The 23,927-nt window shown below is 64.1% G+C and carries 27 protein-coding genes; 12 read left to right on the top strand and 15 right to left on the bottom strand.

From position 1 onward, the window contains the following. Positions 1–234: 234 nt before the first annotated feature. From F3H35_RS13780 to F3H35_RS13770, 3 genes are all read left to right on the top strand, one after another. Entirely contained in the window at positions 235–1,050 is an 816-nt protein-coding gene (locus tag F3H35_RS13780; RefSeq protein ID WP_149780138.1) for a hypothetical protein, read from the top strand. Positions 1,051–1,224: 174 nt separating this feature from the next. Then, positions 1,225–2,031 carry a lytic murein transglycosylase gene (locus F3H35_RS13775; protein WP_149780137.1) on the top strand — a complete coding sequence of 269 codons (807 nt, stop codon included), beginning with the start codon at positions 1,225–1,227 and terminating at the stop codon, positions 2,029–2,031. A 114-nt stretch (positions 2,032–2,145) separates the two neighbouring features. Next, a complete protein-coding gene (locus F3H35_RS13770) occupies positions 2,146–2,883 on the top strand; it encodes a hypothetical protein (protein WP_149780136.1) in 738 nt (245 codons plus the stop codon). A gap of 9 nt (positions 2,884–2,892) precedes the next feature. Here F3H35_RS13770 and F3H35_RS13765 read toward each other — a convergent pair whose 3' ends face one another. Together F3H35_RS13765 and F3H35_RS13760 are read right to left on the bottom strand one after the other, a co-directional pair. After that, positions 2,893–3,642, bottom strand: coding sequence for a heme-dependent oxidative N-demethylase family protein (locus tag F3H35_RS13765; RefSeq protein ID WP_149780135.1), 750 nt, complete (start codon positions 3,640–3,642; stop codon positions 2,893–2,895). 85 nt (positions 3,643–3,727) lie between these two features. Then, positions 3,728–4,159 carry a DUF6314 family protein gene (locus F3H35_RS13760; protein WP_223228420.1) on the bottom strand — a complete coding sequence of 144 codons (432 nt, stop codon included), beginning with the start codon at positions 4,157–4,159 and terminating at the stop codon, positions 3,728–3,730. Between the two features lie 103 nt (positions 4,160–4,262). Between F3H35_RS13760 and purB the strand changes: the two genes are divergently transcribed. From purB to F3H35_RS13725, 8 genes are all read left to right on the top strand, one after another. Then, a complete protein-coding gene (purB, locus tag F3H35_RS13755) occupies positions 4,263–5,570 on the top strand; it encodes an adenylosuccinate lyase (protein WP_149780133.1) in 1,308 nt (435 codons plus the stop codon). 138 nt (positions 5,571–5,708) lie between these two features. Further along, positions 5,709–5,870, top strand: coding sequence for a hypothetical protein (locus F3H35_RS18890; protein ID WP_007813611.1), 162 nt, complete (start codon positions 5,709–5,711; stop codon positions 5,868–5,870). Between the two features lie 150 nt (positions 5,871–6,020). Continuing rightward, positions 6,021–7,106, top strand: coding sequence for a flagellar motor switch protein FliG (locus F3H35_RS13750; protein ID WP_149780132.1), 1,086 nt, complete (start codon positions 6,021–6,023; stop codon positions 7,104–7,106). 55 nt (positions 7,107–7,161) lie between these two features. Next, entirely contained in the window at positions 7,162–7,683 is a 522-nt protein-coding gene (locus F3H35_RS13745) for a CIA30 family protein (RefSeq protein WP_149780131.1), read from the top strand. Between the two features lie 49 nt (positions 7,684–7,732). Beyond that, positions 7,733–8,098, top strand: a complete 366-nt coding sequence (locus F3H35_RS19150; protein ID WP_262975133.1) for a nitrile hydratase subunit beta — start codon at positions 7,733–7,735, stop codon at positions 8,096–8,098. Continuing rightward, complete coding sequence (locus F3H35_RS19145; protein WP_149780130.1) at positions 8,091–8,354, top strand: SH3-like domain-containing protein; 264 nt, start codon at positions 8,091–8,093, stop codon at positions 8,352–8,354. Before F3H35_RS19150 ends, F3H35_RS19145 begins: the two co-directional genes overlap by 8 nt. Before the next feature lie 4 nt (positions 8,355–8,358). Further along, positions 8,359–9,024, top strand: a complete 666-nt coding sequence (nthA, locus tag F3H35_RS13730; protein WP_149780129.1) for a nitrile hydratase subunit alpha — start codon at positions 8,359–8,361, stop codon at positions 9,022–9,024. Positions 9,025–9,113: 89 nt separating this feature from the next. Next, positions 9,114–10,076, top strand: coding sequence for a lysophospholipid acyltransferase family protein (locus F3H35_RS13725; protein ID WP_149780128.1), 963 nt, complete (start codon positions 9,114–9,116; stop codon positions 10,074–10,076). Positions 10,077–10,194: 118 nt separating this feature from the next. Here the strand turns inward: F3H35_RS13725 and hemF are convergent, their stop codons facing one another. The 5 genes from hemF to F3H35_RS13700 all read right to left on the bottom strand — a co-directional run bounded on the left by hemF (position 10,195) and on the right by F3H35_RS13700 (position 14,207). Then, positions 10,195–11,085, bottom strand: a complete 891-nt coding sequence (gene hemF, locus F3H35_RS13720) for an oxygen-dependent coproporphyrinogen oxidase (protein WP_149780127.1) — start codon at positions 11,083–11,085, stop codon at positions 10,195–10,197. 28 nt (positions 11,086–11,113) lie between these two features. After that, positions 11,114–11,914, bottom strand: coding sequence for an SDR family NAD(P)-dependent oxidoreductase (locus F3H35_RS13715; protein ID WP_149780126.1), 801 nt, complete (start codon positions 11,912–11,914; stop codon positions 11,114–11,116). 45 nt (positions 11,915–11,959) lie between these two features. Continuing rightward, positions 11,960–12,955 (bottom strand): class I SAM-dependent methyltransferase, encoded by a 996-nt coding sequence (locus F3H35_RS13710; protein ID WP_149780235.1) that lies wholly within the window; start codon positions 12,953–12,955, stop codon positions 11,960–11,962. Between the two features lie 10 nt (positions 12,956–12,965). Beyond that, the gene (gene clpS / locus F3H35_RS13705; protein WP_149780125.1) at positions 12,966–13,289 is read right to left on the bottom strand and encodes an ATP-dependent Clp protease adapter ClpS; all 324 of its coding nucleotides are present in this window, start codon (positions 13,287–13,289) and stop codon (positions 12,966–12,968) included. Positions 13,290–13,496: 207 nt separating this feature from the next. Beyond that, positions 13,497–14,207: a DUF1223 domain-containing protein gene (locus F3H35_RS13700; protein WP_149780124.1), complete on the bottom strand. Its 711-nt coding sequence runs from the start codon at positions 14,205–14,207 to the stop codon at positions 13,497–13,499. A 222-nt stretch (positions 14,208–14,429) separates the two neighbouring features. On the opposite strand from F3H35_RS13700, the gene acnA reads away from it, so the two are divergent. Beyond that, positions 14,430–17,183, top strand: coding sequence for an aconitate hydratase AcnA (gene acnA, locus F3H35_RS13695; RefSeq protein ID WP_149780123.1), 2,754 nt, complete (start codon positions 14,430–14,432; stop codon positions 17,181–17,183). A 190-nt stretch (positions 17,184–17,373) separates the two neighbouring features. Here acnA and F3H35_RS13690 read toward each other — a convergent pair whose 3' ends face one another. The 8 genes from F3H35_RS13690 to secD all read right to left on the bottom strand — a co-directional run bounded on the left by F3H35_RS13690 (position 17,374) and on the right by secD (position 23,896). Beyond that, positions 17,374–17,913, bottom strand: coding sequence for a DsbE family thiol:disulfide interchange protein (locus tag F3H35_RS13690; protein WP_149780122.1), 540 nt, complete (start codon positions 17,911–17,913; stop codon positions 17,374–17,376). After that, on the bottom strand, positions 17,906–18,064 hold the full coding sequence (ccmD, locus tag F3H35_RS13685; protein WP_149780121.1) for a heme exporter protein CcmD: 159 nt from the start codon (positions 18,062–18,064) through the stop codon (positions 17,906–17,908). The genes F3H35_RS13690 and ccmD overlap by 8 nt, the downstream gene beginning before the upstream one ends. Next, positions 18,061–18,798 carry a heme ABC transporter permease gene (locus F3H35_RS13680; RefSeq protein WP_007813640.1) on the bottom strand — a complete coding sequence of 246 codons (738 nt, stop codon included), beginning with the start codon at positions 18,796–18,798 and terminating at the stop codon, positions 18,061–18,063. Before F3H35_RS13680 ends, ccmD begins: the two co-directional genes overlap by 4 nt. 16 nt (positions 18,799–18,814) lie before the next feature. Beyond that, the gene (gene ccmB, locus F3H35_RS13675; protein ID WP_007813642.1) at positions 18,815–19,471 is read right to left on the bottom strand and encodes a heme exporter protein CcmB; all 657 of its coding nucleotides are present in this window, start codon (positions 19,469–19,471) and stop codon (positions 18,815–18,817) included. Next, positions 19,468–20,085: a heme ABC exporter ATP-binding protein CcmA gene (gene ccmA / locus F3H35_RS13670; protein ID WP_149780120.1), complete on the bottom strand. Its 618-nt coding sequence runs from the start codon at positions 20,083–20,085 to the stop codon at positions 19,468–19,470. The genes ccmB and ccmA overlap by 4 nt, the downstream gene beginning before the upstream one ends. Positions 20,086–20,151: 66 nt before the next feature. Next, on the bottom strand, positions 20,152–20,505 hold the full coding sequence (locus F3H35_RS13665; RefSeq protein WP_149780119.1) for an Mth938-like domain-containing protein: 354 nt from the start codon (positions 20,503–20,505) through the stop codon (positions 20,152–20,154). Between the two features lie 12 nt (positions 20,506–20,517). Continuing rightward, a complete protein-coding gene (locus F3H35_RS13660; protein WP_149780118.1) occupies positions 20,518–21,270 on the bottom strand; it encodes a sulfite exporter TauE/SafE family protein in 753 nt (250 codons plus the stop codon). Then, positions 21,263–23,896: a protein translocase subunit SecD gene (gene secD, locus F3H35_RS13655; protein WP_149780117.1), complete on the bottom strand. Its 2,634-nt coding sequence runs from the start codon at positions 23,894–23,896 to the stop codon at positions 21,263–21,265. Before secD ends, F3H35_RS13660 begins: the two co-directional genes overlap by 8 nt. Positions 23,897–23,927: the final 31 nt, after the last annotated feature.

Here is a 23,927-nt window from a genome sequence, read left to right as displayed (position 1 = left end):
TGGGACAGTGAAAAGATGCGCCCCCTCTGCCGGAGGGGGCGCATTTTCGTGATTGCACCCAAAGGCCCGGCGCCGTGGCTGGCGGGCGGTGCCCCCCGGTGACAATCCCCGGATCGGAAACAATGCACGCAAAAAGTGTGCATTGCCCCAATGTTTTCGCAATTCAACCAAACCATGCCCCATATCGCACCCCAGACTTGTCCTCGCAGTGCGCCCCCAACGACAGGCAACGATATGACGAAGCAGATTTCCCGGCTGACCGCGGGGCTGGTGTTTTCCAGCGATCGCGAGATCGACATGACGCGCAGCGCGCGGCATGCCGCCGCGACGCTCGACAGCCTGGGGCACACACCCTCCGGTCTGCGCATCCTGTCTGACGGGACGGCGCAAATCGCCACATCCCGGCACGTGATGCGTCTGCGGACAAGGCCCGAAACCACGCCAGAGCACGCATCTCCGCAGCCGGGCATCAGCCTCGAGCTTTCGTTGACCGCGTCTTGCGCGCCTTTCGGCACCGATCCCTCCGGCTTGAGCCACGATATGGTGGTGACCCATGTGCTCAAGGCGCTGCATGGCCTGCTTCATGCCGATCACATCCGGTGGGTCGGCGACACCCGCCTGATGTCGCGCGGTGACTTCGATCTCATCACCGCCAATCTGCCCCGGATCAGCACCACCGCTCCGCGCGTCGATCCCGCGCCCGATCCCGGCCTTCACCCTCTCGCCAAGCCCACAGCCCCGCCCGAGGCGACCCGGCAGGACTTGCGCGACTTCCTGTGCCGCATCGACGCCGAGGACAATGCCCCTCAGGCCCGACAGGTGATCCGACCCATCAGCGACCTGCAGCGCCTTTCTGCGTGGCTGATGACTTATGCCGTGGTCCTTCTGGCGCTGCCCGTTGGGCTGGCACTTCTGCTGATCACCGTCATCAAGGGTGAAAACCCCCGCCTCGCCTCACAGACGGCGGCTCTCACCGGACCCTTCATCGCCTTTCAGACCTATGGCACCACGGCCCAGGCGATGAGCGCGGTGCAATCGCTTCTGTTCTGAAGCGTTTCTCGAAAATGCACTGCTCCGTTCCATCCTTGCACGCGGTCCGCCTTTGGCCTCCGGGCTGCACCGCCCTGTGCGCTCCTTGATTTTGGCTTTGTGGACAGCCGATGCTCCGCTAAGCTTTCACTTGGTCCGTTTTGTCCCGAGGATGTCATGCCAACCCGCCCTCTGATGATCCGCCTTCTGGCTCCGCTCGGTCTGTGCAGCCTTGCGCTCTTCGCCCCCCTGCCCGCTCAGGCCGCAGCCTGCGGCAATGACGGCGCGGGCTTCGCCGCCTGGAAATCCGCCTTCGCCGCCGAAGCCGCGCGCGCCGGGGTGGGCCAGCCCGGCCTTCGCGCCCTTGCCGGCGCCCAATATGCCAGCCGCACCATCGCCGCCGACCGCAACCAGAAAAGCTTCCGCTACACGCTCGAGAAGTTCATGCAGGTCCGCGGCGCCGAGACGATCATCGCCCAAGGGCGCAAACGCAAGGCCCGCGACGCCGCGTTCTATGACGCGCTGGAGCGTCAATACGGCGTGCCTGCGGGCGTGCTGATCGCCATTCACGGCATGGAAACCGGCTTTGGCGGCTTCATGGGCGACAGCGCCGTGGTCTCGGCCATCACCACGCTGGCCTATGATTGCCGCCGCTCCGACTTCTTCATCCCCCACGCCATCGGCGCGCTCAAACTGGTGGATCGCGGCACGATCACTGCCGACACACGCGGCGCCAAACACGGCGAGCTCGGCCACACCCAGTTCCTGCCCGGCAACGCGCTCACCTACGGCGTCGATGCCAATGGCGACGGGCGTGTCGACCTCTACAATCTCGCCGATGCGCTCGCCTCGACCGCCAATTTCCTGCGCCAGAAAGGCTGGCAACCCGGCGCGGGCTATCAGGAGGGCGAGCCCAATTTCCGCGTGATCCAGCAATGGAACGCCGCAGGCGTCTACCAAAAGGCGATCGCGATCATGGCCGCGCGGATCGACCGGCCCTGACCCGTCTCCCCCGAAAGTCACCTTTCTGCCGCATTTCGATCAATTTAGCAGCATGATTGAGCGCTTTACTCGGCCGTGAACCAATACATGAACGGGCAGGTCGGGGGGATCCTCATGCAGACCCAAGGATATGTTGTCGGTTTCGAGTATGGCGCATGTCCGCGCATGGACTTCCACGATATCGTCGAGGAGTTCGACCTCGCATTCCACCTCGTCGACGCCCAGACACGGGCTCTGATCTGGGATTGCGACGATATCGCGGTGATCGAACGCGACTACGTGCGCGTGGCCCTTGGCTGGCTGCCACCCGACGAGGATGATGGCGCCTGGCACGTGATCGCAGCCGTCGGTCCAACCAATCAGGACCGCCAGCCCCCCTTCATCATCTCGTCCTTCCGCCAGATCGCCGATCAGATCGCCGAGCGGATGCAGGAGGTCCTGCCCCCCCGATCCGTGATGCGCGGCGAAGCACATGCGCAGGTCGGTCCGGACCTGATCGACTCGCTCTTCGATCTGCTGCGCGACACCGCGCATACGCCCTGTGACACCGCGCCGCCGGTCAGGCCAACGCCCGAGCCGGAGCCGGGCTGCGACAGGCTCGTGGGCACCCGGGACATCTCGGGACGGGACGACACGATGTACGAATACGACGAGCGCGGGATCGACGCGCTGCCCATGCAGCCCCCCGCCGCCGCCCTGACGCACTGGCTGGGCCAGCGTGCGGAGCCCACGAAACCGATGCGCCTGACCATTCACGCGCTGGCCCTCACCATGATGCTCTACGTGCCGCCCGTGGGGGCCTTCATGTTCGTCTACACGATGCTGCGCGACATGGCGCCCCTGTCGACCTGACCCCTCGGATCAGCCCGGTTCCTCCCCCACCTGCAGCATGTAGGTATGGATCGAGAACACGCAGGCCCGCGTCTCGGGCAGGCGCAACACGCATTGCCGCTCCGAGCGCAGATAGGGATAGCGCGCATCCGCCTCGGCCAGATCCTTTGGCGCGATGCGCGAGCGCGGCTGGAAAAGGTCGGGCCGCGCATAGCGCAGCGCGTTGAACCGCCACAAGGGCCGATCCACCTGCACCCCGTCGAACAGGCGCTGCACCCGCCGCGCGAGACCCTCGTCATATTCCGGCACCGGGACGTGGATGGCGGTGAGCGCCCGGCCGATCTTGTCCGCCAGCCGCCAGCTTGCCGGAAAACACAGCACCGCCGCGGTCAGCACATGCTCATCGCCCCGCTTTTCCATCAGGCACAGGTCTTCCTGCACCAGATGCCCCAGCGTACCCATCGGATCATCCCGGTCCAGCGGGATCCGCGCGCCATCCGGTCGCGTCACTTCTTTTGCAGAAATACTGTAACCCTCGCCATGTTTTGCCAACCAGTCCAGTACATATTGCAAAAGCTCATCCGCCGCCGCGTGCCCCTCGGGGCGCAGGGCCAGCACATCATCGCGCCGATCGCGCAACAGCCGGGCACGCTCGGCCATCTGCGCGGCAAAAGCGTCGTCCACCTGCAACCATGTCGCGGGATCAAGCGGCTGGATCCCCGGCAAGGGGCGCGGCGCCATGGCATCATAGGGCAGTCGGGTCTGGAATATGCCTGTCATGCCCGCATGTTTAGAAACACCACCCCCCAAAAGACCAGCCGATTTTTCGCAGAAAAATCGCCCCCCACGAAAATTCGCGAATTTTCTAACCACCCGATGCGCGGCGATACTCGGTGCGCATGCGGTAACCCTTGCGCGGGCCTTTCACCTGCCAGACAACCTGCCAGACGGGCCAGGCGTCGAACGCGTAACACCCGTCATACTGATCGGGATCGCACCAATGCCCGGTCTCGCCGCCCCAAAGCGGCACCTGGTGAAAGAACCGCCCATCCTCGAACCACACCGTCAGATCGTCGCGCCAAAGATAGCTGCGCCGCGCCTCGACCGCCGGCTGGTCACCGATCTGCAGCCGTCCCGCCTCCTCGCACAAGAGCCCCTCGGGCACCGCGCGCCATGTGGCCATGCCCGCCAGCCGGGCCTCCGGCCCGTCCGCCTGCACGATATGGCGCGTCATGTGCCAGCGGCCCTCGAAATCGGCCAGCCTGCGCGCGCGGCCCTTCGGCGCTTCATCCGTCATCTGCCCGGTCAATCGCTTGCCATCCTCCGCCATCTGCTTGCCGCGTGGCGCCCATCCGTCTAAACCCGCGACAACCGTTACAGGATACGCAAAGGCCCGTCACATGATTCCCCGCTATTCCCGCCCCGACATGGTCGCCATCTGGTCGCCCGAAACCAAGTTCCGCATCTGGTTCGAGATCGAGGCCCATGCCTGCGACGCCATGGCCGATCTGGGCGTGATCCCCCGTGCCAATGCCGACGCGGTGTGGAAAGCCAAGGACGTGGAATTCGACGTGGCCCGCATCGACGAAATCGAGGCCGAAACCAAGCATGACGTCATCGCCTTCCTGACCCATCTGGCCGAACATGTCGGCAGCGACGAGGCGCGTTTCGTCCATCAGGGCATGACCTCCTCGGATGTGCTCGACACCTGCTTCAACGTGCAGCTCACCCGCGCCGCCGATATCCTTCTGGCCGATATGGACGGGCTTCTGGCCGCCCTCAAGCGCCGCGCGTTCGAGCACAAGGATACCGTGCGCATCGGCCGAAGCCACGGCATCCATGCCGAGCCCACCACCATGGGCCTGACCTTCGCGCGCTTCTACGCCGAGATGGACCGCAACAAGCGCCGCCTGCAACAGGCCCGCGCCGAGATCGCCACCGGCGCCATCTCGGGGGCTGTCGGCACCTTCGCCAATATCGACCCCCGCGTCGAAGAGCATGTCTGCGCCAAGCTCGGGCTCGAGCCCGAGCCCATCTCGACGCAGGTCATCCCCCGCGACCGCCACGCCGCCTTCTTCGCCACGCTTGGCGTCATCGCCTCGTCGATTGAGAATGTCGCCATCGAGATTCGCCACATGCAGCGCACCGAAGTGCTCGAAGCGGCGGAATTCTTCTCCATGGGGCAAAAAGGCTCCTCGGCGATGCCGCACAAGAAAAACCCCGTCCTGACCGAAAACCTCACCGGTCTGGCGCGGCTCGTGCGCATGGCGGTGGTGCCCGCGATGGAAAACGTGGCCCTCTGGCACGAGCGCGACATCTCCCATTCCTCGGTCGAGCGCAATATCGGCCCCGACACCACGATCACGCTGGATTTCGCCCTGCACCGCCTGACCTCGGTGATCGACAAGCTGCTGGTCTATCCGCAGAACATGCTGGACAACATGAATAAATTCCCCGGCCTCGTGATGTCGCAGCGCGTGCTGCTGGCGCTGACCCAGGCCGGTGTGAGCCGCGAGGACGCCTACCGCCTCGTGCAGCGCAACGCGATGAAGGTCTGGGATCACCGCACCGATTTCCGCGAGGAACTGCTGGCCGACGACGAGGTGCGCGCCGCCCTCTCCGAGGACGAGATCAACGAGAAATTCGATCTCGGATACCACACCAAGCATGTTGATACGATTTTCGCGCGCGTCTTCGGCGAGAGCTGACGATCCCATCCCGTTTGCCCGATTTTCAGGCAGGGCGGCTCGCTTGGGCCGCCCTTCGCGCGTCCGGCGCGATTCCGGATTTTGCCGAACGGCAAACTCGTGCTATCCTCTGGTTGAGTGCAACAGGAGAGATGTAAGATGAAAGCGAAGATCGTTCTGACCACCGCCGCCCTCACGCTTGCCTCGGCCATGTCCGTGCAGGCCGGATGCGGCAAGCATGAGCAGCAGGCCATGTCCTGCGCCGATGGCGCGACCTGGGACAGCGCAACCAAAACCTGCGTGCCCCAGACCACAAGCTGACCGGCAATCATCAATTCCGAACCTGTCCGGGGCGCCCTGCGGCGCCCCGTTTCATACGGGCGCATCCCCCTTCGAATTCGGCCTGCCTTAGCCCTTTCTTCATCCCTTGTATCTAGGCTTCAGCCATTGACCTGAACGGGGGACAGGCGGATGACCCAGACACAGCTTGCGCGCCTCTCGCCGCCGCGTGCGGCACGGCCCGCCGCCGCGCGCCTGACCAAGGCGCAGAAGGCTGCGATCATCGTGCGATTCCTGCTCAATGAAGGCGCCGATGTGCCGCTCACCGATCTGCCCGATGCGCTGCAGGCCACATTGACCACCCAGATGGGCACCATGCGCTATGTCGACCGCAGCACGCTCGCCGATGTGGTCGCCGAATTCGCGGCCGAGCTTGAGGCGATGGGCCTGACCTTTCCGCGCGGCGTGGCCGGGGCGCTCTCGGCGCTCGATGGCCGGATCAGCCCGCAAACCGCCGCCCGCCTCAGAAAGGAAGCCGGCGTGCGGCAATTCGGCGACCCTTGGGAACAGGTCCGCGCCGCCAGCCCCGATGATCTGCTGGGCATTCTCGGTCGCGAAAGCATCGAGGTGGCCGCCGTCATGCTGTCGAAACTCGATGTCGAACGCGCCGCCGATCTCCTGGGGCGCCTGCCCGGCGATCAGGCCCGTCGCATCACCTGTGCCGTGTCGCGCACCGGCGCCGTGACGCCCGCCGCGGTGGACCGGATCGGCCTTGCGCTGGCCGCGCAACTGCATGATGTGCCCGAAACCGCCTTCGATGACGGGCCGGTGGAACGGGTCGGCGCGATCCTCAACGTCTCGGCCGCCGCCACGCGCGACAACCTGCTGACCGGGCTGGACGAAACCGATCAGGATTTCGCCCGGCTGGTGCGCAAGGCGATCTTCACCTTCGTGCACATCCCCGAACGGGTCGCCCCGATGGATATCCCCCGCGTCACCCGCGAAGTGGATCAGAAACTGCTGGTCACCGCCCTTTCGGGCGCGCTCAAGGGCGACATGGCCGCCGATCTCTCGGGCGTCGCGGATTTCATCCTCGACAACATGTCAAAACGCATGGCCGACGCCCTGCGCGACGAGATCGAGGAATTGGGCAGCGTCAAACCCCGCGATGCCGAAGCCGCGATGACCCAGGTCATCAACGCTATCCGCCGGCTCGAGGCGGCGGGCGAGCTGACCCTCATCAAACCCTCCGACACCGACGAGGATGCCACCCCCTGACACCGCGGATGATCCGAAGATGGACAGGGCCGCGCCCGGGCCCTACCTTGCCGGCATGACCGCGCACCCCCTCATTCTCGACGATCTCTCCTGCCCCGCACCCCGCACCCCGCTCGGCACCACATGGGAGCTGGTGTCGGACCGCGTGATGGGCGGCGTCTCGGACGGGACCCTCACCCGCACCACGCTGGACGGGCGCATGGCCTTGCGCCTCAGCGGATCGGTCAGCCTTGAAAACAACGGCGGCTTTCTACAAATGGCGCTTGATCTGCGCCCTGATGGCTCTGCGCTCGATGCGCGCGCCTTCACCGGGGTCGAGCTTGATGTTTTCGGCAATGACCAAAGCTACAACCTGCATCTGCGCACCGCCGATGTGATCCGCCCCTGGCAATCCTACCGCCTTGCCTTCACCGCCCCTGCACAATGGAGCACGCTGCGCCTGCCCTTCTCGGATGTCACCCCCCACCGCGTCGATGCGCCCTTCGATCCCGCCACGCTGCGCCGCATCGGCATCGTCGCCATCGGGCGCGCGTTTCAGGCCGATATCGCCATCGCCCGGATCGCGCTTTATCCCTGACCCAAGCAGCCACTGGACAGCGCCCGCATCCGCGCTTACCCTGCCGCTCATGAGCGATACAACTGGCAAACGCTGGCACGACATGGGCGGTCAATCCGCAGGCCCGATCTGTGCCGATCAACATGATTTCGCCCTTTGGGAAAAGCGCGTCGATGCGCTTATGGTGCTGTGCTCAGGCGCGGGATTCTTCACCGTCGACGGCCTGCGCCGCGCGCTCGAGGACATGGGCGAAGAGGCCTTCGAAACCATGAGCTATTACGAACGGTGGATCGCCGCCATCAACCAGAACCTGGTTGAAACCGGCGCCTACACGCTCGAAGAGCTGGGCCAGCGCATGGACGAGATCGCCGCGCGCGGCCCCACCTATGCCGCCGCCCAGAAAGAGGCCGGTACCGATGGGGCCAGCCATGGCTGAGCGTGTCCGCGTCAAGGCGATGATGCCGCCGGGCCATGTGCGCACCCCCTCTTACCTGCGCGGCAAGACCGGCGTGATCGAACGCGCGCTCGGCCCCTTCCCCAACCCCGAGCAACTGGCCTATGGCCTGCCCGCCCCCGAACAGCCGCTCTACCGCGTGCGCTTCACCATGTCCGAGATCTGGGGCGACGCCGCCGAACGCCCCTCCGATACGCTCGACGCCGAAATCTACGCCCATTGGCTGGAAAGGGTCTGACGCGATGCCGCATGACCATCACGACCACGACCATACCCACGATCACGATCACGGCGGGCTCAGCCCCTCGGGCCATCCCTACCGCGCCGATAACGACGCACCGCTCAGCTATTGGCAGCGCATGGAAATCGCCGTGCGCGAGTTGATGATCGAAAAGGGTCACCTGACCGCCGATCAGGTCTCGGCCCAGATCGACAGGATGGATGCCCGCAGCCCCGCCAATGGCGCCGCCGTCGTGGCCCGTGCATGGGTCGATCCGGACTTTCGCGCGCGCCTTCTGGCTGATGCCGGCGACGCCAGCCGCGAGATGGGCTTCGATATCGGCCCGCTGCACCTGATTGCCGTGGAAAATACCGAAGACGTGCATAACCTCATCGTTTGCACGCTCTGTTCGTGCTATCCGCGCAACCTGCTGGGCCTGCCGCCCGATTGGTACAAGACCCGCGAATACCGCTCGCGCGCCGTGCGCGAGCCGCGCGCCGTGCTGCGCGAGTTTGGCCTCGACCTGCCCGACAGCACCACCATCCGCGTGCATGACAGCACCGCCGACATGCGCTATATCGTGCTGCCCGCGCGCCCCTCGGGCACGGACGGGATGGACCAGGACGCCCTCGCCGCCCTCGTCACCCGCGATTCGATGATCGGCACCGGCCTGCCGCGGCAGCCGTGACCGCCGCCGCCCACACCCCCTGAGCGCCGGATCGGCTTGTGATCCGGGGCGCTGCGGCATATGTCTGCGGGCCAACGACTGCCCTGCACATGGACCCGATGACCGACACGCCCTCTCCCCCCTCCCTTGTCAGCCGCTGGCGCGACACCGGGCTTGGCCTCGCGATCTACGCGCCCATCGCCCTGGCCCGGGTGCTGCCCTATCGCTGGCGCGTGCCGGTGATGGGCTGGGTGACCTCGCGGATCATCGCGCCCATCGCGGGCTATGACCGGCGGGTGCGCGAAAATCTCGACCATGTGCTGCCCGATCTTCCCGAGGCCGAGGTCAAGCGCCTCGCCCGCGCCGTGGCCGACAATGCCGGGCGCAACATGGTCGAGCTGCATTCCACGCCCGAATTCATCGCCCGCACCCGCGACATCCCCCTCGAAGGCCCCGGGCTCGAGGCGATCCGCACCGCCCGTGCCGAAGGCCGCCCCGTGATCTTCGTGACCGGGCATTTCGGCAATTTTCACGCGGCCCGCGTGGCCCTCGTGGCGCAGGGCTTCGACATGGGCATCTTCTACCGCCCGATGGCCAATGCCTTCTACAACCGGCGCTACACGCATTGCATGGAAATGCTCAGCACACCGATGTTCCAGCAGGGCCGCGGCGGCATGCGCCAGATGGTACAGCATCTGCGCTCCGGCGGGGTTCTGGCGATCCTGACCGATCTCAACGCGCTGGACGGTGTCCCGCTCAGTTTTTTCGGAAAGCCCGCCCTCTCCTCGCTGGCCACCGCCGAGCTTGCCCTGAAATTCGACGCGCCGCTGGTGCCGGTCTGGGCGATCCGCAATCCCGACGGGCTGAGTTTCCGGGTCATCGTCGAAGAGCCGATCCGCGCCACCGACGCCGTGACCATGACTCAAGAGGTCAATGACCGGCTCGAGGCGCAGGTGCGCCAGAACATGGACCAATGGTTCTGGATTCACCGCCGCTGGAAAAACGGCACCGGCCCGCTGGCCGATCGCGCCGCCAAACAGCTCGAACGCCAGCAAGGCCGCGACCGTCCCTGAATCTGACCCTGACCCTGCGCCTAGGGCCTCCCGCCCGCGCGCCGGCCCGTCAGGGCCGACAAGCCCAGCCCCATCAGGGCCGACAAGCCCAGCCCCATCAGGGCCGACAAGCCCGTGCTCAGGTCCACTTCGCCAAGGGCGGCAGGCTCATCAACACCGCATTCGCGTCATGCCCCGTGGCCAGCCCGAACTTGGTGCCCCTGTCATAGACCAGGTTGTATTCCGCATAGAGCCCGCGATGCACAAGCTGCGCGTCCTTGTCGGCCTCGTTCCAGTCCTGAACCCGGCGCTTTTCCACCAACGGCACATAGGCCGGCAGGAAGGCCCGCCCGATATCCTGCGTCAGCGCGAAATCCGCTTCCCAGTCGCCGGTGTTGCGATCATCCATGAAGATGCCGCCGACACCACGCGCGCGGTTGCGGTGCGGCACATAGAAATATTCGTCCGCCCAGGCCTTGAGCGCGGGGTAAAGCGCCTCGTCATGCGGGTCCAGATGCGCCTTTTGCGTCGCGTGGAAATGCGCCGTGTCCTCGTCATATTCGAGGCACGGGTTCAAATCCGAGCCGCCTCCGAACCACCACGCACCCGGCGTCCAGAACATCCGCGTGTTCATATGCACCGCCGGGCAATGCGGGTTCTGCATATGCGCCACAAGGCTGATGCCGCTGGCCCAGAACCTCGGATCGCTCTCCATCCCCGGCACGCCGCGCGCCGCCATCGCCTGCTGGGCCGCCGCACCAAGGCTGCCATAGACCTCCGAGACGTTCACGCCGACCTTCTCGAACACCCGGCCACCGCGCATCACGCTCATCAGCCCGCCGCCCGCATCCGAGCCATCGTCGCTGCTGCGCTTGGTCTCGGTCACCTCGAAGCGCGCCGCCGGCGCGTCGCTCATCGGACCGGCCGCGTGGCTGTCCTCCAACCCCTCGAAGGCCGCCACGATCTCGTCGCGCAGCTGGCGAAACCATGCCGCCGCGCGCTGTTTTTCCTCCAGCATCTCGCCACTCATCCCCGTTCCTCCCGGTCTGTCCCTGATCTCAATGCGCCGGCGCCGCCACCGGGTCCAGCAGGCAGCGCCCGCCATCCACCGTCATGATCTGCCCGGTCATGAAACATGACCCGTCGCTTGCCAGATATTGCACCGTCTCGGCAAGCTCCGTCGGCGCCGCGATGCGCCCAAGCGGCGTGTGATCCTCGATATCCGCGCGATAATCGCGATTGTCCCGCAACGTGTCCTGCAGCGAGGCGCTCATCACCGATCCGAAGGCCACCGCGTTGACCCGGATGCGGTGCGGCGCCAGCGCCACCGCCAGACTGCGCGTCATCTGATCCAGCGCCGCGGTCGACACCGAATAGGCCAGCAAATTGGGATGCGTGCGCCGCGCGGCAATCGACGACAGGTTGACGATCGTGCCGGCCACGCCCTCGTCCTGCCCTTCGGCCTGCTTTATCATGCGCTTGGCGACCATCTGGCTCAGCCGGAGCGAGATCATCAGGTTCTGCTGCAACAGCACCTCGATCGCGTCGTCATCGGGGTCCAGCGCATCCGAGGGCATGATCTGCCGCGAGGCGTTGATGAGGATATCCACCTGATCGAAGGCATCTATCGTGGCCGACAAAAGATTGGCCAGCGTCAGCCGCTCGCGCAGATCACCGGCGAAATAGCGGATATTGCTGTCCTCGTCATTCTCGCCCAGTTCCTTGATCAGATGCGCCTCGTCGATATCGGCGAACATCACATTGGCGCCCTTGTCCGCGAAATGCCGACCGATCGCCAGCCCGATCCCGTTGGCGCCGCCAGTCACGATGGCGGTCTTGCCGGAGATGGAAAAAGACATGTGCAGACCTTCCCTGATGATTCTGCCCGGCCAATTTAGGCCACATCACGCCCCTTTGCGAGACGGGCCTTTCGGCCCTTTCCCGTGCAGGATCTTGAACCGCGCATCGCCGGCGATTTCCTCGACACGGGCAAAATGCCTTGCCATCGCGGTCTCGTAGGGCAAATGGCGATTGGCCACCAGCCATAATTGCCCCCCGGGCTTGAGCATCGCGGCCGCCGCCGCGATGAAGGCGCGGCCCAGATCGGGGTCGGCGGCGCGCCCTGCGTGAAACGGCGGGTTGGTGACCACCGCATCCAGTGCCGTCTCGGGCCGCCAGCGGGTCGCGTCCTCCCAATGCAGCACCGCGCGCGCATCCGCGATGTTGCGCCGCGCACAGTCCAGCGCCGCGTGATCGGCCTCCACCAGATGCAGCACCCGGATATCCGCGCGCTCCAACAGGCGCGCACTCAGATAGCCCCAGCCGCCGCCAAGATCGGCAATCGACTTGCCCAGCTTCGCAGGCAGGTGATCCGCCAGAAACCGCGAGGCCGGATCGATCCCATCCGCCGAAAACACCCCCGGCGCGGTGACGTAGCCGCCCTCGATGGTCTGCGGTCCGGTGTCTGCCCAATCCTCCAGCCCCGGCCCCGCCTCGAACCAGAACAGCTTGCCATGCGCCTTGGACAGCGGCGCCGAGACCTCCATCCGCTTGCGGCACTCCTTGAGAATGGATTCGACCCCGTCGGTCTTTGCCCCGTCCACGATGACCACGCCATCGGTCACCGCCACCGCCTGCGCCACCAGCGCGCGGGCCAGCGCCTTGGCGCGCGGCACAAACACCACCGCCGCGCCATAGCGCCCCTCGGGCGTCACCGCGCAGCGATAGCCTTGTGCGGCGAAATGGTCGTGATCGGGCCGGAACCCTGTCAGGATGTGACAGCGCTCGCCGGGCAGCGCCGATAGATCGTGATCCGCGCGCGGGCCGAACACCGCGATCCGGCCCGCGTCCGGCAGGGCGACATCTCCGGCCTCCAGGGCCAGTGCCAGGCGCGATTGCAGACCTGCCACGTTATTCTTTTTCCATGGTGCATTGCAGCGGATGCTGATGACGGCGGGCGAAATCCATCACTTGCGCCACCTTGGTCTCGGCGATCTCGTGGCTGAACACGCCCACCACGGCGACCCCCTTCTTGTGCACCGTCAGCATCACTTCGAAGGCCTGCGCGTGATTCATGCCGAAGAACCGCTCCAGCACCGCAACCACGAATTCCATCGGGGTGTAGTCGTCATTCAACAAAAGAACCTTGTAGAGCGGCGGTCGCTTGGTCTTGGCGCGCGTCTTGACCACGACCGAGGTATCCCCCTCGTCGCCATTCTCATCGTCGCCGGCCATCCATACTCTGTGCTCGTTCATGATCTTCTTTGCGGTTTGTGACGTGGCATCCCGTGACCCCGCAATATAACCTGTGTGGCGCCCGAGAAAAGGGGCCGCGAACGACAGTCTTGCGTTCATCTGCGTTGATCCGCGGTGATCCGCGCTTATTCGCTCCCTATGCCACACGCCTGCGCGCCGCAAGGCGGGATCGTGCCGCGCCGCGCGTTACTTCAGCTCGGCCACTGCAAGGATCGGGCCATGCCCGCCGCGCTGCACCATGACAACGACCGGGGCATCGCCCTCGACCGGCATCTGCAGCGCCAGACGCTCGGCGGGATCCCATTCTCCGGCCACCTGCCAGTCGGTCACGATATTGGAATATTCCAGCATCTTTCCCGCATTCTCGCCGCGGCGCACCTCGACCACATCCTTGGGGCGATAGCGCACCACATGCACCACAAGCGGCCCTTCGAGCGATGCATCCGGCGCCTGCGCCGAAATCCGCAGCACGCCCGCCTCGCGCGTTGCGACCAGCACCACCTGTGCAGGCATCGCGCGATGCGCGGCAATCAGATCGACCACCTTCATTTCCTTGGTGCCCATGACCTGATCGCGCCCGCCCACGATCATCTGCGGCGTATAGACCATCGGATTGCCCTGCGCCTTGGCATAGGCTTTCTGCCGCGCGGTAAAGGCCGGGCTTGCGAAACTGTCCTTCCAGCCGATGTAATCCCAGTAATCCACATGCAGCGCCAATGCCACCACATCGCCGCGCTTGGCCAGTTCCCGCATCAGCTCATCCGCCGGCGGACAGGCCGAACAGCCCTGCGAGGTGAACAGCTCCACCACCACGCGCCGCTCCTCTCCCGCATGCGCAGCAGGCGCGGCGAAAGCCGTCAGGGCGATCAGGATCAAGCTCAGAACGGATCGGATCATGGGGTGAAATCCATGTGCTGTTGGCGGGATATCGCTGATCACCTGTACCTAGTCCAACCTGTAATGACCAATCAAGGTTTCGAGAGACACAAGTGAAGCGTGACTTTCGTATTTTTTTGTGCACAACAGTATACAAATTGCTCCGGACCCCTTGATCGCTCTTTGCAAATGGGTCAGAAGCGAGCCAGCGAATTCCTGCCTTGAGAGTGAAAGGAAGGCCAAATGCCCATCACCGTCGGACACGACACCGCCAAGACACGCCAGACACTCCGCGTGAACGGCAAGTCCTATGCCTATTATTCCATCAAGGCGGCCGAAGCCGCCGGCCTCGGCGATTTCTCCCGCCTGCCCGCGTCGCTGCGCGTGGTGCTTGAAAACATGCTGCGCTTCGAGGATGGCAAGACCGTCTCGACCGACGATATCAAGGCCTTCTCCGACTGGGCCGACAATGGCGGCAAGGGCAACCGCGAACTGGCCTACCGCCCGGCCCGCGTGCTGATGCAGGATTTCACCGGCGTTCCCGCCGTCGTGGACCTCGCCGCGATGCGTGACGGGATCAAGGCGCTCGGCGGCGATCCCCAGCAGATCAACCCGCTCAACCCCGTGGATCTGGTGATCGACCACTCGGTGATGATCGACGAATTCGGCAATCCCCGCGCCTTCCAGATGAACGTGGACCGCGAATACGAGCGCAACATGGAGCGCTACCAGTTCCTCAAATGGGGTCAGGGCGCGTTCGACAATTTCCGCGTCGTGCCCCCCGGCACCGGCATCTGCCATCAGGTGAACCTCGAATACCTGGCCCAGACCGTCTGGACCGACACCGACCAGAACGGCGAGGAAGTCGCCTATCCCGACACGCTTGTCGGCACCGACAGCCACACCACCATGGTCAACGGTGCTGCCGTTCTGGGCTGGGGCGTCGGCGGGATCGAGGCCGAGGCCGCGATGCTCGGTCAGCCGATCTCCATGCTCATCCCCGAGGTTGTCGGGTTCGAGCTGACCGGCGCCATGATGGAAGGCACCACCGGCACCGATTTGGTGCTCAAGGTGGTCGAGCTGCTGCGCGCCAAGGGCGTCGTCGGCAAATTCGTCGAATTCTACGGCACCGGCCTTGATAACCTGCCCCTCGCGGATCGGGCGACCATCGCCAACATGGCCCCCGAATACGGTGCCACCTGCGGCTTCTTCCCGATCGACGACGAAACCCTGCGCTACCTGCGCAACACCGGGCGTGACGAAGACCGCGTGGCGCTGGTCGAAGCCTATGCCAAGGAAAACGGCTTCTGGCGCGACGCCTCCTATGCGCCGGTCTATACCGACACGCTCAGCCTCGACATGGGCACCATCGTTCCGGCCATCTCCGGCCCCAAGCGCCCGCAGGATTACGTCTCGCTCGATCAGGCAGCCACGAAATTCTTCGACGTGGTCGCCGAATACCGGGGCGAGGATGAAACCGCCGCCGCCACCGCCATGGCCAGCGAAGGCCCCGCCCCCGACGCTCTGATCGACCCTCGCAAGACGGTCGCGGTCGCGGGACAGGACTACACCCTGCGCGATGGCTCGGTTGTGATCGCCTCGATCACCTCCTGCACCAACACCTCGAACCCTTACGTGATGATCGGCGCCGGGCTTGTCGCCCGCAAGGCGCGTGCCCTCGGCCTCGATCGCAAGCCCTGGGTCAAGACATCGCTCGCCCCCGGTAGCCAGGTGGTCTCGCACTACCTCGAAGCCGCCGGCCTGCAAGAGGATCTCGACGCCATCGGCTTCAACCTCGTGGGCTATGGCTGCACCACCTGCATCGGCAATTCCGGTCCCCTTCAGGAAGATATTTCCAAGGCGATCAACGACAATGACCTGATCGCCACCTCGGTGCTCTCGGGCAACCGCAACTTCGAGGGGCGCATTTCCCCCGATGTGCGCGCCAACTATCTGGCCTCCCCGCCGCTGGTGGTGGTCTATGCCATCGCGGGCGACATGAATGTCGATCTGGTCAACGATCCCATCGGCACCGACAAGGACGGCAACGATGTCTACATGAAAGACATCTGGCCCACTCAGGCCGAAATCGCCGAACTGGTCGAACGCACCGTCACCCGCGAAGCGTTCCAGTCGAAATATGCCGACGTCTTCAAGGGCGACGAGAAGTGGCAAGAGGTCGAAACCTCCGAGGGCGAAACCTATGACTGGCCCCCGCAATCCACCTATGTGCAGAACCCGCCCTATTTCCGTGGCATGGCCAAAGAAGCCGGGACCATCTCGGACATCAAGGGCGCGCGGATGCTGGCGCTTCTGGGCGACATGGTCACCACCGACCACATCTCGCCCGCAGGCTCCTTCAAGCCCACCACCCCGGCAGGCGAATACCTCACCGAACGTCAGGTACCGGTGCGGGAATTCAACTCCTACGGTTCGCGGCGCGGCAATCACGAAGTGATGATGCGCGGCACCTTCGCCAATATCCGCATCCGCAACGAGATGCTGGACGGCGTCGAAGGCGGCTACACGCTCGGGCCGGACGGCGCACAGACCTCGATCTTCGACGCCGCGATGGCGTGGCAGGACAAGGGCGTGCCGCTGGTCATCGTCGCAGGCGAACAATACGGCGCAGGCTCCAGCCGCGACTGGGCCGCCAAGGGCACCAGCCTTCTGGGCGTCAAGGCCGTGATCGCCGAAAGCTACGAGCGCATCCACCGCTCGAACCTCGTGGGCATGGGCGTCATCCCGTTCGAATTCACCGGCGACGACACCCGCAAGTCCCTCGGCCTCAAGGGCGACGAGAGCTTCGATATCACCGGCCTCGAAGGCGACATGAAACCGCAGGCCGAAGTGCCCTGCACCATCACCTATGGCGACGGCACGACCAAAGAGATCACGCTCAAGTCGCGCATCGATACGGCGGTGGAAAAGGAATATGTCGAAAACGGCGGTGTGCTGCATTACGTGCTGCGCAACCTCGCCCGCTCCGCCGCCTGATTTCAGGCTCGGACGCAAAGATCAGGGGCGGCCTTCGGGCCGCCCTTTTTTCTGTCTGGCTGTCGGGGAAAAGGCGCGTGCCTCGGGGGTGAAAAAGCCATTTGCGTACGGGATGGACACAAATCCCGGGATTTGCTCCGGCTTTCGTCCCAAATGCGTGTAGGTTTCGTACGAACCCTACACTTTTTGGTCAGCGTGACCGGGCCTCTTCGATGGCCGGCAGGATCGTGCTTTCCAGCACTTTTTCGGTGATCGGCCCGGCAAAGCGCAGCACGATTTGTCCTTTGCCATCAATAACATAGGTTTCCGGCACGCCATAAAGACCCCAATCCAGCGCCATCCGCCCATTGGCATCGGCCCCGAGCGCCGCATAGGGATCGCCCAATTCCTCAAGGAATTTCAAGGCGTTATCCGGCTTGTCCTTGTAATTGACCCCGTAAATCGTGATCCCCTGATCGGCCAAAGTCTCCAGATGCGGATGCTCCACCCGGCACGGCGCGCACCAGCTGGCCCAGTAGTTCACCAGCTTGACGCCACCATCCCGCAAGTCACTGTCTTTAAACGGATTTTTATCCGCCAACTGTGTCACCTGGACAGCGGGCGCAGGCCGCCCCTCCAGCGCAGACGGCAGCGCATCGGGATTTTCACGCTGCATCCCGAAAAAGAACAGCGCCGCCAGACCGGCGAACAGCACTGGTGGCAAGATCATCAAAGGCGATACTTTAGCCATTGTTTTTTGCTTTCGTTTCAATATCTTCCAGCTGTTTCTTCACCTTGCGTGCGCGCCAGATGCTGACCCAGACAATCGCCGCCAGCAAAACGATCGACACCGCATAGGACGACAAAACCGCGTCCGCGTATTTCCCAAGATCCGGCATCATCCCATCCGCTCCCTCGCCAACAGCGCGCGGGTGCGCCGCGCCCGGATTTCCGTCTGCGTCCGAAGAAAGACCAAAGCTATGAAAAGAAACACAAATCCGGCGATGCAGACCAGCAGCGGATACCAGAAAACATCCGCCACATTCTCTTCCTTATCAAGGCTCAGCGACGCCCCCTGATGCAATCCCTGGTTCCAGAAATTCACCGCATAGCGGCTCAGAAGCGCAAAGACCGACCCCACCAGACACAGGATCGAAGTCAGATCCGCTGCCGTGTCGTCATTCTCGATTGCCTCCCACAGGGCTATGTACCCGAGATAAAAGAGAAAAAGGATCAGGAAGCTGGTCAGTCGCGGATCCCACGCCCACCATGTGCCCCACATCGGCTGGCCCCAGATCGCCCCCGTGGCCAACGCAATCACCGTCATCACCGCCCCCACCGGCGCCGCCGCCCGCGCCGCCAAGGCACTGACATGATGCCGCCGCACGATCCAGATCAGCGACGCCACGAGCATCATAAGCCATGCATTGATCGCCATAAGGGCGCTAGGTACATGAAGATAAATGATTTTTACGGTCGAGCCTTGCCGGAAATCATCCGGCGTGAAGAAAAATCCCCAGATCAGACCACCCACCAAGGACACCACAGCCAGCACAGCGACCCATGGCAAGACGCGATCCGTCGTCTGGATGAATTTCTTGGGATTTGCATATTCCCAAAGTGATTTACCGCTCATTCCCGTTCCCATTTGCTCAGCGCAGGTTGACCTTCAATACCGCAGCAGAGGCGAAAGGCAAAAGCGCGATGGTGCCGCAGGTGATGCCAGCCAGCATCAAAAGCGGCGTCATGATGTCCAGCCCCTCAACCCCCCGGCGCGCCATCTCGGCGCCGAAAATCAATGTGGGGACATAAAGCGGCAAGACAAGAAGGCTCAACAAAAGCCCGCCCCGTTTCAGCCCGACAGTCAGCGCCGCCCCGAACGTGCCGATCACGCTGAGTGCGGGGGTGCCGAGAAAAAGGGATAATATCAAGGGCTTGTACCCCGCCTCGGGCAGGCTGAGAAGCAGCGCGAAAAGCGGTGCCGCCAAGATCAGGGGCAAGCCGGTGGTCAGCCAATGCGCCAGAGCCTTGATGGTGACGATCGCCTCCATCGGCAGCGGGGACGTGGCCAGCAGATCAAGGCTGCCATCCTCCCAGTCCAGCGCGAAGATCCGGTCCAGCGACAGCAGGCATGACAGCAACGCCCCCAACCACAGGATCCCCGCCGCGATCCGCGCCAGCAACTCGCTCTGCGGGCCAACGCCAAAAGGCACGAGCGTCACCACGATCAGGAAAAACGCAAGCCCCAGCCCGAAGCCGCCCCCGGCCCGCATCGCCAGCCGCAAATCCCTTGTGAGCAGCGCGATCACAGAAACGCCTCGTCGAACTCATCCAGCGCCGCCGCGCGGGCGCGGAACCGTCCGGCATCCAACAGCTCGGCCTCGGGCAGGCCCAGATCGATATGCGTGGCGATGAGCGCCGATCCCCCCGTCGCCAGATGCGCGCGCACCGCCGTCGCGAACATCCCCACCGCCTCGACATCCAGTGACACGGTCGGCTCGTCCAGCACCCAGATCGGGCGCCCCGTGACCAGAAGCCGCGCCAGACCCAGACGGCGCTTCTGCCCCGCCGACAGTGCGCCTGCGGGTCGTGATGCCAGTCGCTCCAGCTGGAACGCCTTGATTGCATTGGTAATATCTGCCTGCCCAAACACCTGCGCCCAGAAGGTCAGGTTTTCGGCAACGGTCAGCGTGGCCTTTATCCCGTCGGCATGCCCGGAATAGACAAGGCTTTCGGGATCCGCCTCGATCCGCCCATCCACGGGCGGCTGCAGCCCGGCCACGGTGCGCAAGAGCGTCGTCTTGCCGATCCCGTTGGGGCCACGCAAAACGATGGCGCTACCGGCACGGAGCGTGAAGCTCACGCCTTCGAGCACCTTTATGCCACCGCGGGCGATCGTGAGGTCGGACACATTCAATCCCATGAACCTGTCCCTACCCCAAAGCAAGGTCCACGGAAAGTGACCTTCATCAAACGGCCTCCGGAAAATTCAGACCGGCAAAAGAGCCGCGGCCACACGCCGCCCCTCGGACAGCAGGACATTATATGTCCGGCAGGCGGCCGCGGAATGCATCACCTCGACGCCAAGCCCCGCCTCTTCCAGCGTGCTGCGCAGGTCGCGCGGCATATGGGCCGTCTCGGCCCCGGTGCCGATAAAGAGCACATCGACATCGCCCGCGAGGGCCAGGAGGGGCGCTGCGTCATCATACCCGCCCCAGCCCTGTGCGCGGCTGGACGTAACCAGCACCGCGCCCTGCAAGACATCATCGCCTACGCGAAAGAACCCCGGTCCATAGCCGGCGATCGGCGTCGCATCCTTGAAGGTGACTTCGTGCATCTGCATGGGCGTTCCCCCTCAATTCAAGATCGGCAATCCCGAGATGACCGCAATCGCGATCACCCCATAGGCGGCCCATCGGTAAAGCCGTTCGTGGCGCGGGTCAAACAGCGACTGCCCGATCAGCGTGGTGATGAAATAGGGCACCGCCAGCACCAGAGCCAGAACAAGGGTGGACCAGGCGATGCTGTCTTGCCACAGAAGATTGGCCACGATCACCACATCCAGCGCCGCAAGAAAGAGGATGGTATTGGCCCTGACCGATGCCACCGCAGCCTGACCGGCCAGATAGAAGAGGATGACCGCCGGCCCTGTCAGGCCGGTCAGCCCACCGATCACCCCGGCAAAGCCACCGATTGCCGCCAGCCCGGGGCGGGACATGCGGCCAGAAAACCGCCACCCCGAGACCAGCGATGTCAGGGTGATGACCGCGACAATCGCCACGATCCAGCGTACCATGGACGTATCCAGACGCGTCAGCAGCCACAGCCCCACCGGCACCGTCACCAGCGCCGCAAGCGCCAGAACCCCAACCTCGCGCCGGTCGGCCTGCCCCCAGGCCTTGGGCAGCAATGCGCTGGTGCTGGCGATGCCTGTAAGGGTGATGACGCCGATCACCGTGGCTGGCGGCAGAAAAATACCCGCCACCGGCACAAAGATCAGAGCCGTGCCGAACCCGGTGAAGCCGCGCACAAGCCCCGCGGCCCCGATGGTCAGCGCCAGCCAAAGGATGCCCGGCGTGGCCCACACCTGGGCCAGCGCGTCAGGCATCCACGTTGGCGAACTGATTGCCCTGATTGGCGTCCGGCTTGGACCAATCGCGCTTGACCCCCAGCCAGAGCAACATCGTGCTGGCGACGAAAACCGACGAATACGTGCCCACGATCACGCCCCAGATCATCGCGAAGACGAAACCACGGATCACATCACCGCCCAGAATGAACAGGGCGATCAACGCAAGCAGCGTAGTGACCGAGGTCATCAACGTACGGCTCAGCGTTTCGTTGATCGAAATGTTCAGCACCTCCGCGAGGGGCTTTTTCTTATATTTCCGAAGGTTTTCCCGCACCCGGTCGAAGACCACGACCGTATCGTTCAACGAATAGCCCACGATGGTCAGCAGCGCCGCGATAATCGCCAGATCGAACTGGATCTGTAGCTCGGAGAAGATACCGATGGTCAGCACAACGTCATGCACGAGCGCAATCACCGCCCCAAGGGCGAACTGCCATTCGAACCGAAGCCAGATATAGATCAGCACCGCTCCGATCGCGAGGGCGACGGCGATCATGGCCGTCGTTATCAGCTCTCCCGAGACTTTGGGGCCGACGCTTTCCACCGACGTGAATTTGAGATCCGGCGACACGGCCTGCAGCGCGGTCTCCACCTGGGCGATGACATCGGCGGACACGGCCTCTTCGCCTTCCTGCGCCTGCACGCGGATCATGGCCACGTTCTGATCCTCTGCGAAGGTCGGATCGAAGACTTCGGTGATGCTCACATCGCCCAGTTGCAGCGGCTGTATCGCATCCCGGTACAGGCCTATATCCACGGGTTGCGGCGCCTCGGTGCGGATCGTGGTGCCCCCTCGGAAGTCGATCCCGTAGTTGAGCCCCTGCAGCAGGAAAGACCCCCCTGCGATCACGATCAGAACGGCCGAGAGGCCAAGCGACAAACGCCAGCGCTTGAAGAAATCCCAATTGGTGATTTCCGGCACAAGCCGGATAGAGCGGCCCTGAAGCACCGATTTGGGGCGCTTGCGCTCGAACCAGATGATGACGATCAGACGCGTGACGAAGATCGCGGTAAAGACCGACGTGATGATCCCCAGACCAAGCGTGATGGCAAACCCACGCACCGGCCCGGACCCCATCGCATAAAGGATCAACGCCGTGATGAAGGTGGTGATGTTGGCGTCGGTGATCGCACTCAGCGCCTTTTCATAGCCCAGTTCGATGGCCCGTGCCGGGCCCTTGGCGGATTTCATTTCCTCGCGGATACGCTCGAACACCAGCACGTTGGCATCGACCGCCATACCGATGGTCAGCACGATCCCGGCAATGCCCGGCAGCGTCAACGTGGCGCCGATCAGGCTCAGAAGGCCGAAAATCAGGCCAACGTTGATAATCAGTGCGATATTGGCGAAAATCCCGAAGGTGCCATAGGCCATGACCATGAACACAAGCACCATGACAAAGGCCACGATACAGGCGATCTGCCCCGCTTCGATACTGTCGGCGCCCAGTTCCGGACCGATGGTCCGTTCTTCCAGGAATTCCAGCCCCGCCGGCAAGGCGCCAGCACGCAACAGCACCGCGAGACTGGTGCTCTCCTCGACAGTGAAATTGCCAGTGATGATGCCAGATCCGCCGGGAATATGGCTTTGGATAACCGGCGCGCTGATCACCTCGCCATCGAGCACGATGGCAAAGGGGCTGCCGATATTCTCGGCGGTGTAGTCGCCGAATTTCCGCGCCCCTGTCGGATCGAAGCGGAAGGACACGGCGGGGCGGCCGTTCTGATCGAAATCAGGCTGCGCATCGACCAGCTCATCACCCGTGACCACCGGGGCGCGTTCAAGGATGTAGAACGTCCCCTCCTGATCCATCGAGGGCAGGATTTCGTTGCCGGCACCGGGGTTGTCATCGGCGTTCTGCGTGCGGCTGACCACCGGCTGGAAGGTCAACTGCGCCGTCGTTCCGATGATCTCCTTGAGTTCCGCAGCGCTTCCGACGCCCGGCACCTGGATCAGGATCCTGTCCGCGCCCTGCCGCTGGATCGTCGGCTCGCGCGTGCCAACTTCGTCGATACGACGACGAATGATTTCAAGGGCTTGGCGAACGGTTCTGTCGTCCGTGGCACGCTGTTCCGCCTCGCTGAGGCGCACGACGATCTCATCACCCTCGGTGCTGACCTCGATATCCGACGCCCCTGCACCAGTCAGGCTGGTGACCGGCCGCGCCAGTCCTCGCACCAGCCCCGCGGCATACTCGACCTCGTCGGGCCGCTCCATCAGCCGCACCCGCAATTCCGCCGCCTGCGTCGGCTGCAACCGGATCGGGCCCACGCGATCGCGCTCCTCGCGCAGCAGATCCCGGATTTCAGGCCACATGCTTTCGATGCGCGACTGGTAGACATCCGCCACCTGCACTTCAGCCAGCAGATGCGCGCCCCCTCTCAGGTCAAGCCCCAGATTGACCAGCCCGGAGGGCAGGAAATCGGGCCAAAGTCCTGCATCTTCAACGAGTTGCGGCGTCTGAGATCCAGCCTCGATCGCCTTGACCGCGTCGTTGTGCGTCTCCACCCTGCTGTAGAAGGCATTGGGCAGGGCCAGCAGCAAACCAAGGGCCACCAAAGCCCATATCACCGCGCGTTTCCACAGATCGATTTGCAGCATTATCCCGCCTTTTCAGAAGGTTGCAGGGTGG

The organism is Roseovarius litoreus (assembly GCF_900142765.1).
Taxonomy (GTDB): Bacteria; Pseudomonadota; Alphaproteobacteria; order Rhodobacterales; family Rhodobacteraceae; genus Roseovarius; species Roseovarius litoreus.
This window is presented reverse-complemented; position numbering and strand designations above follow the sequence as displayed.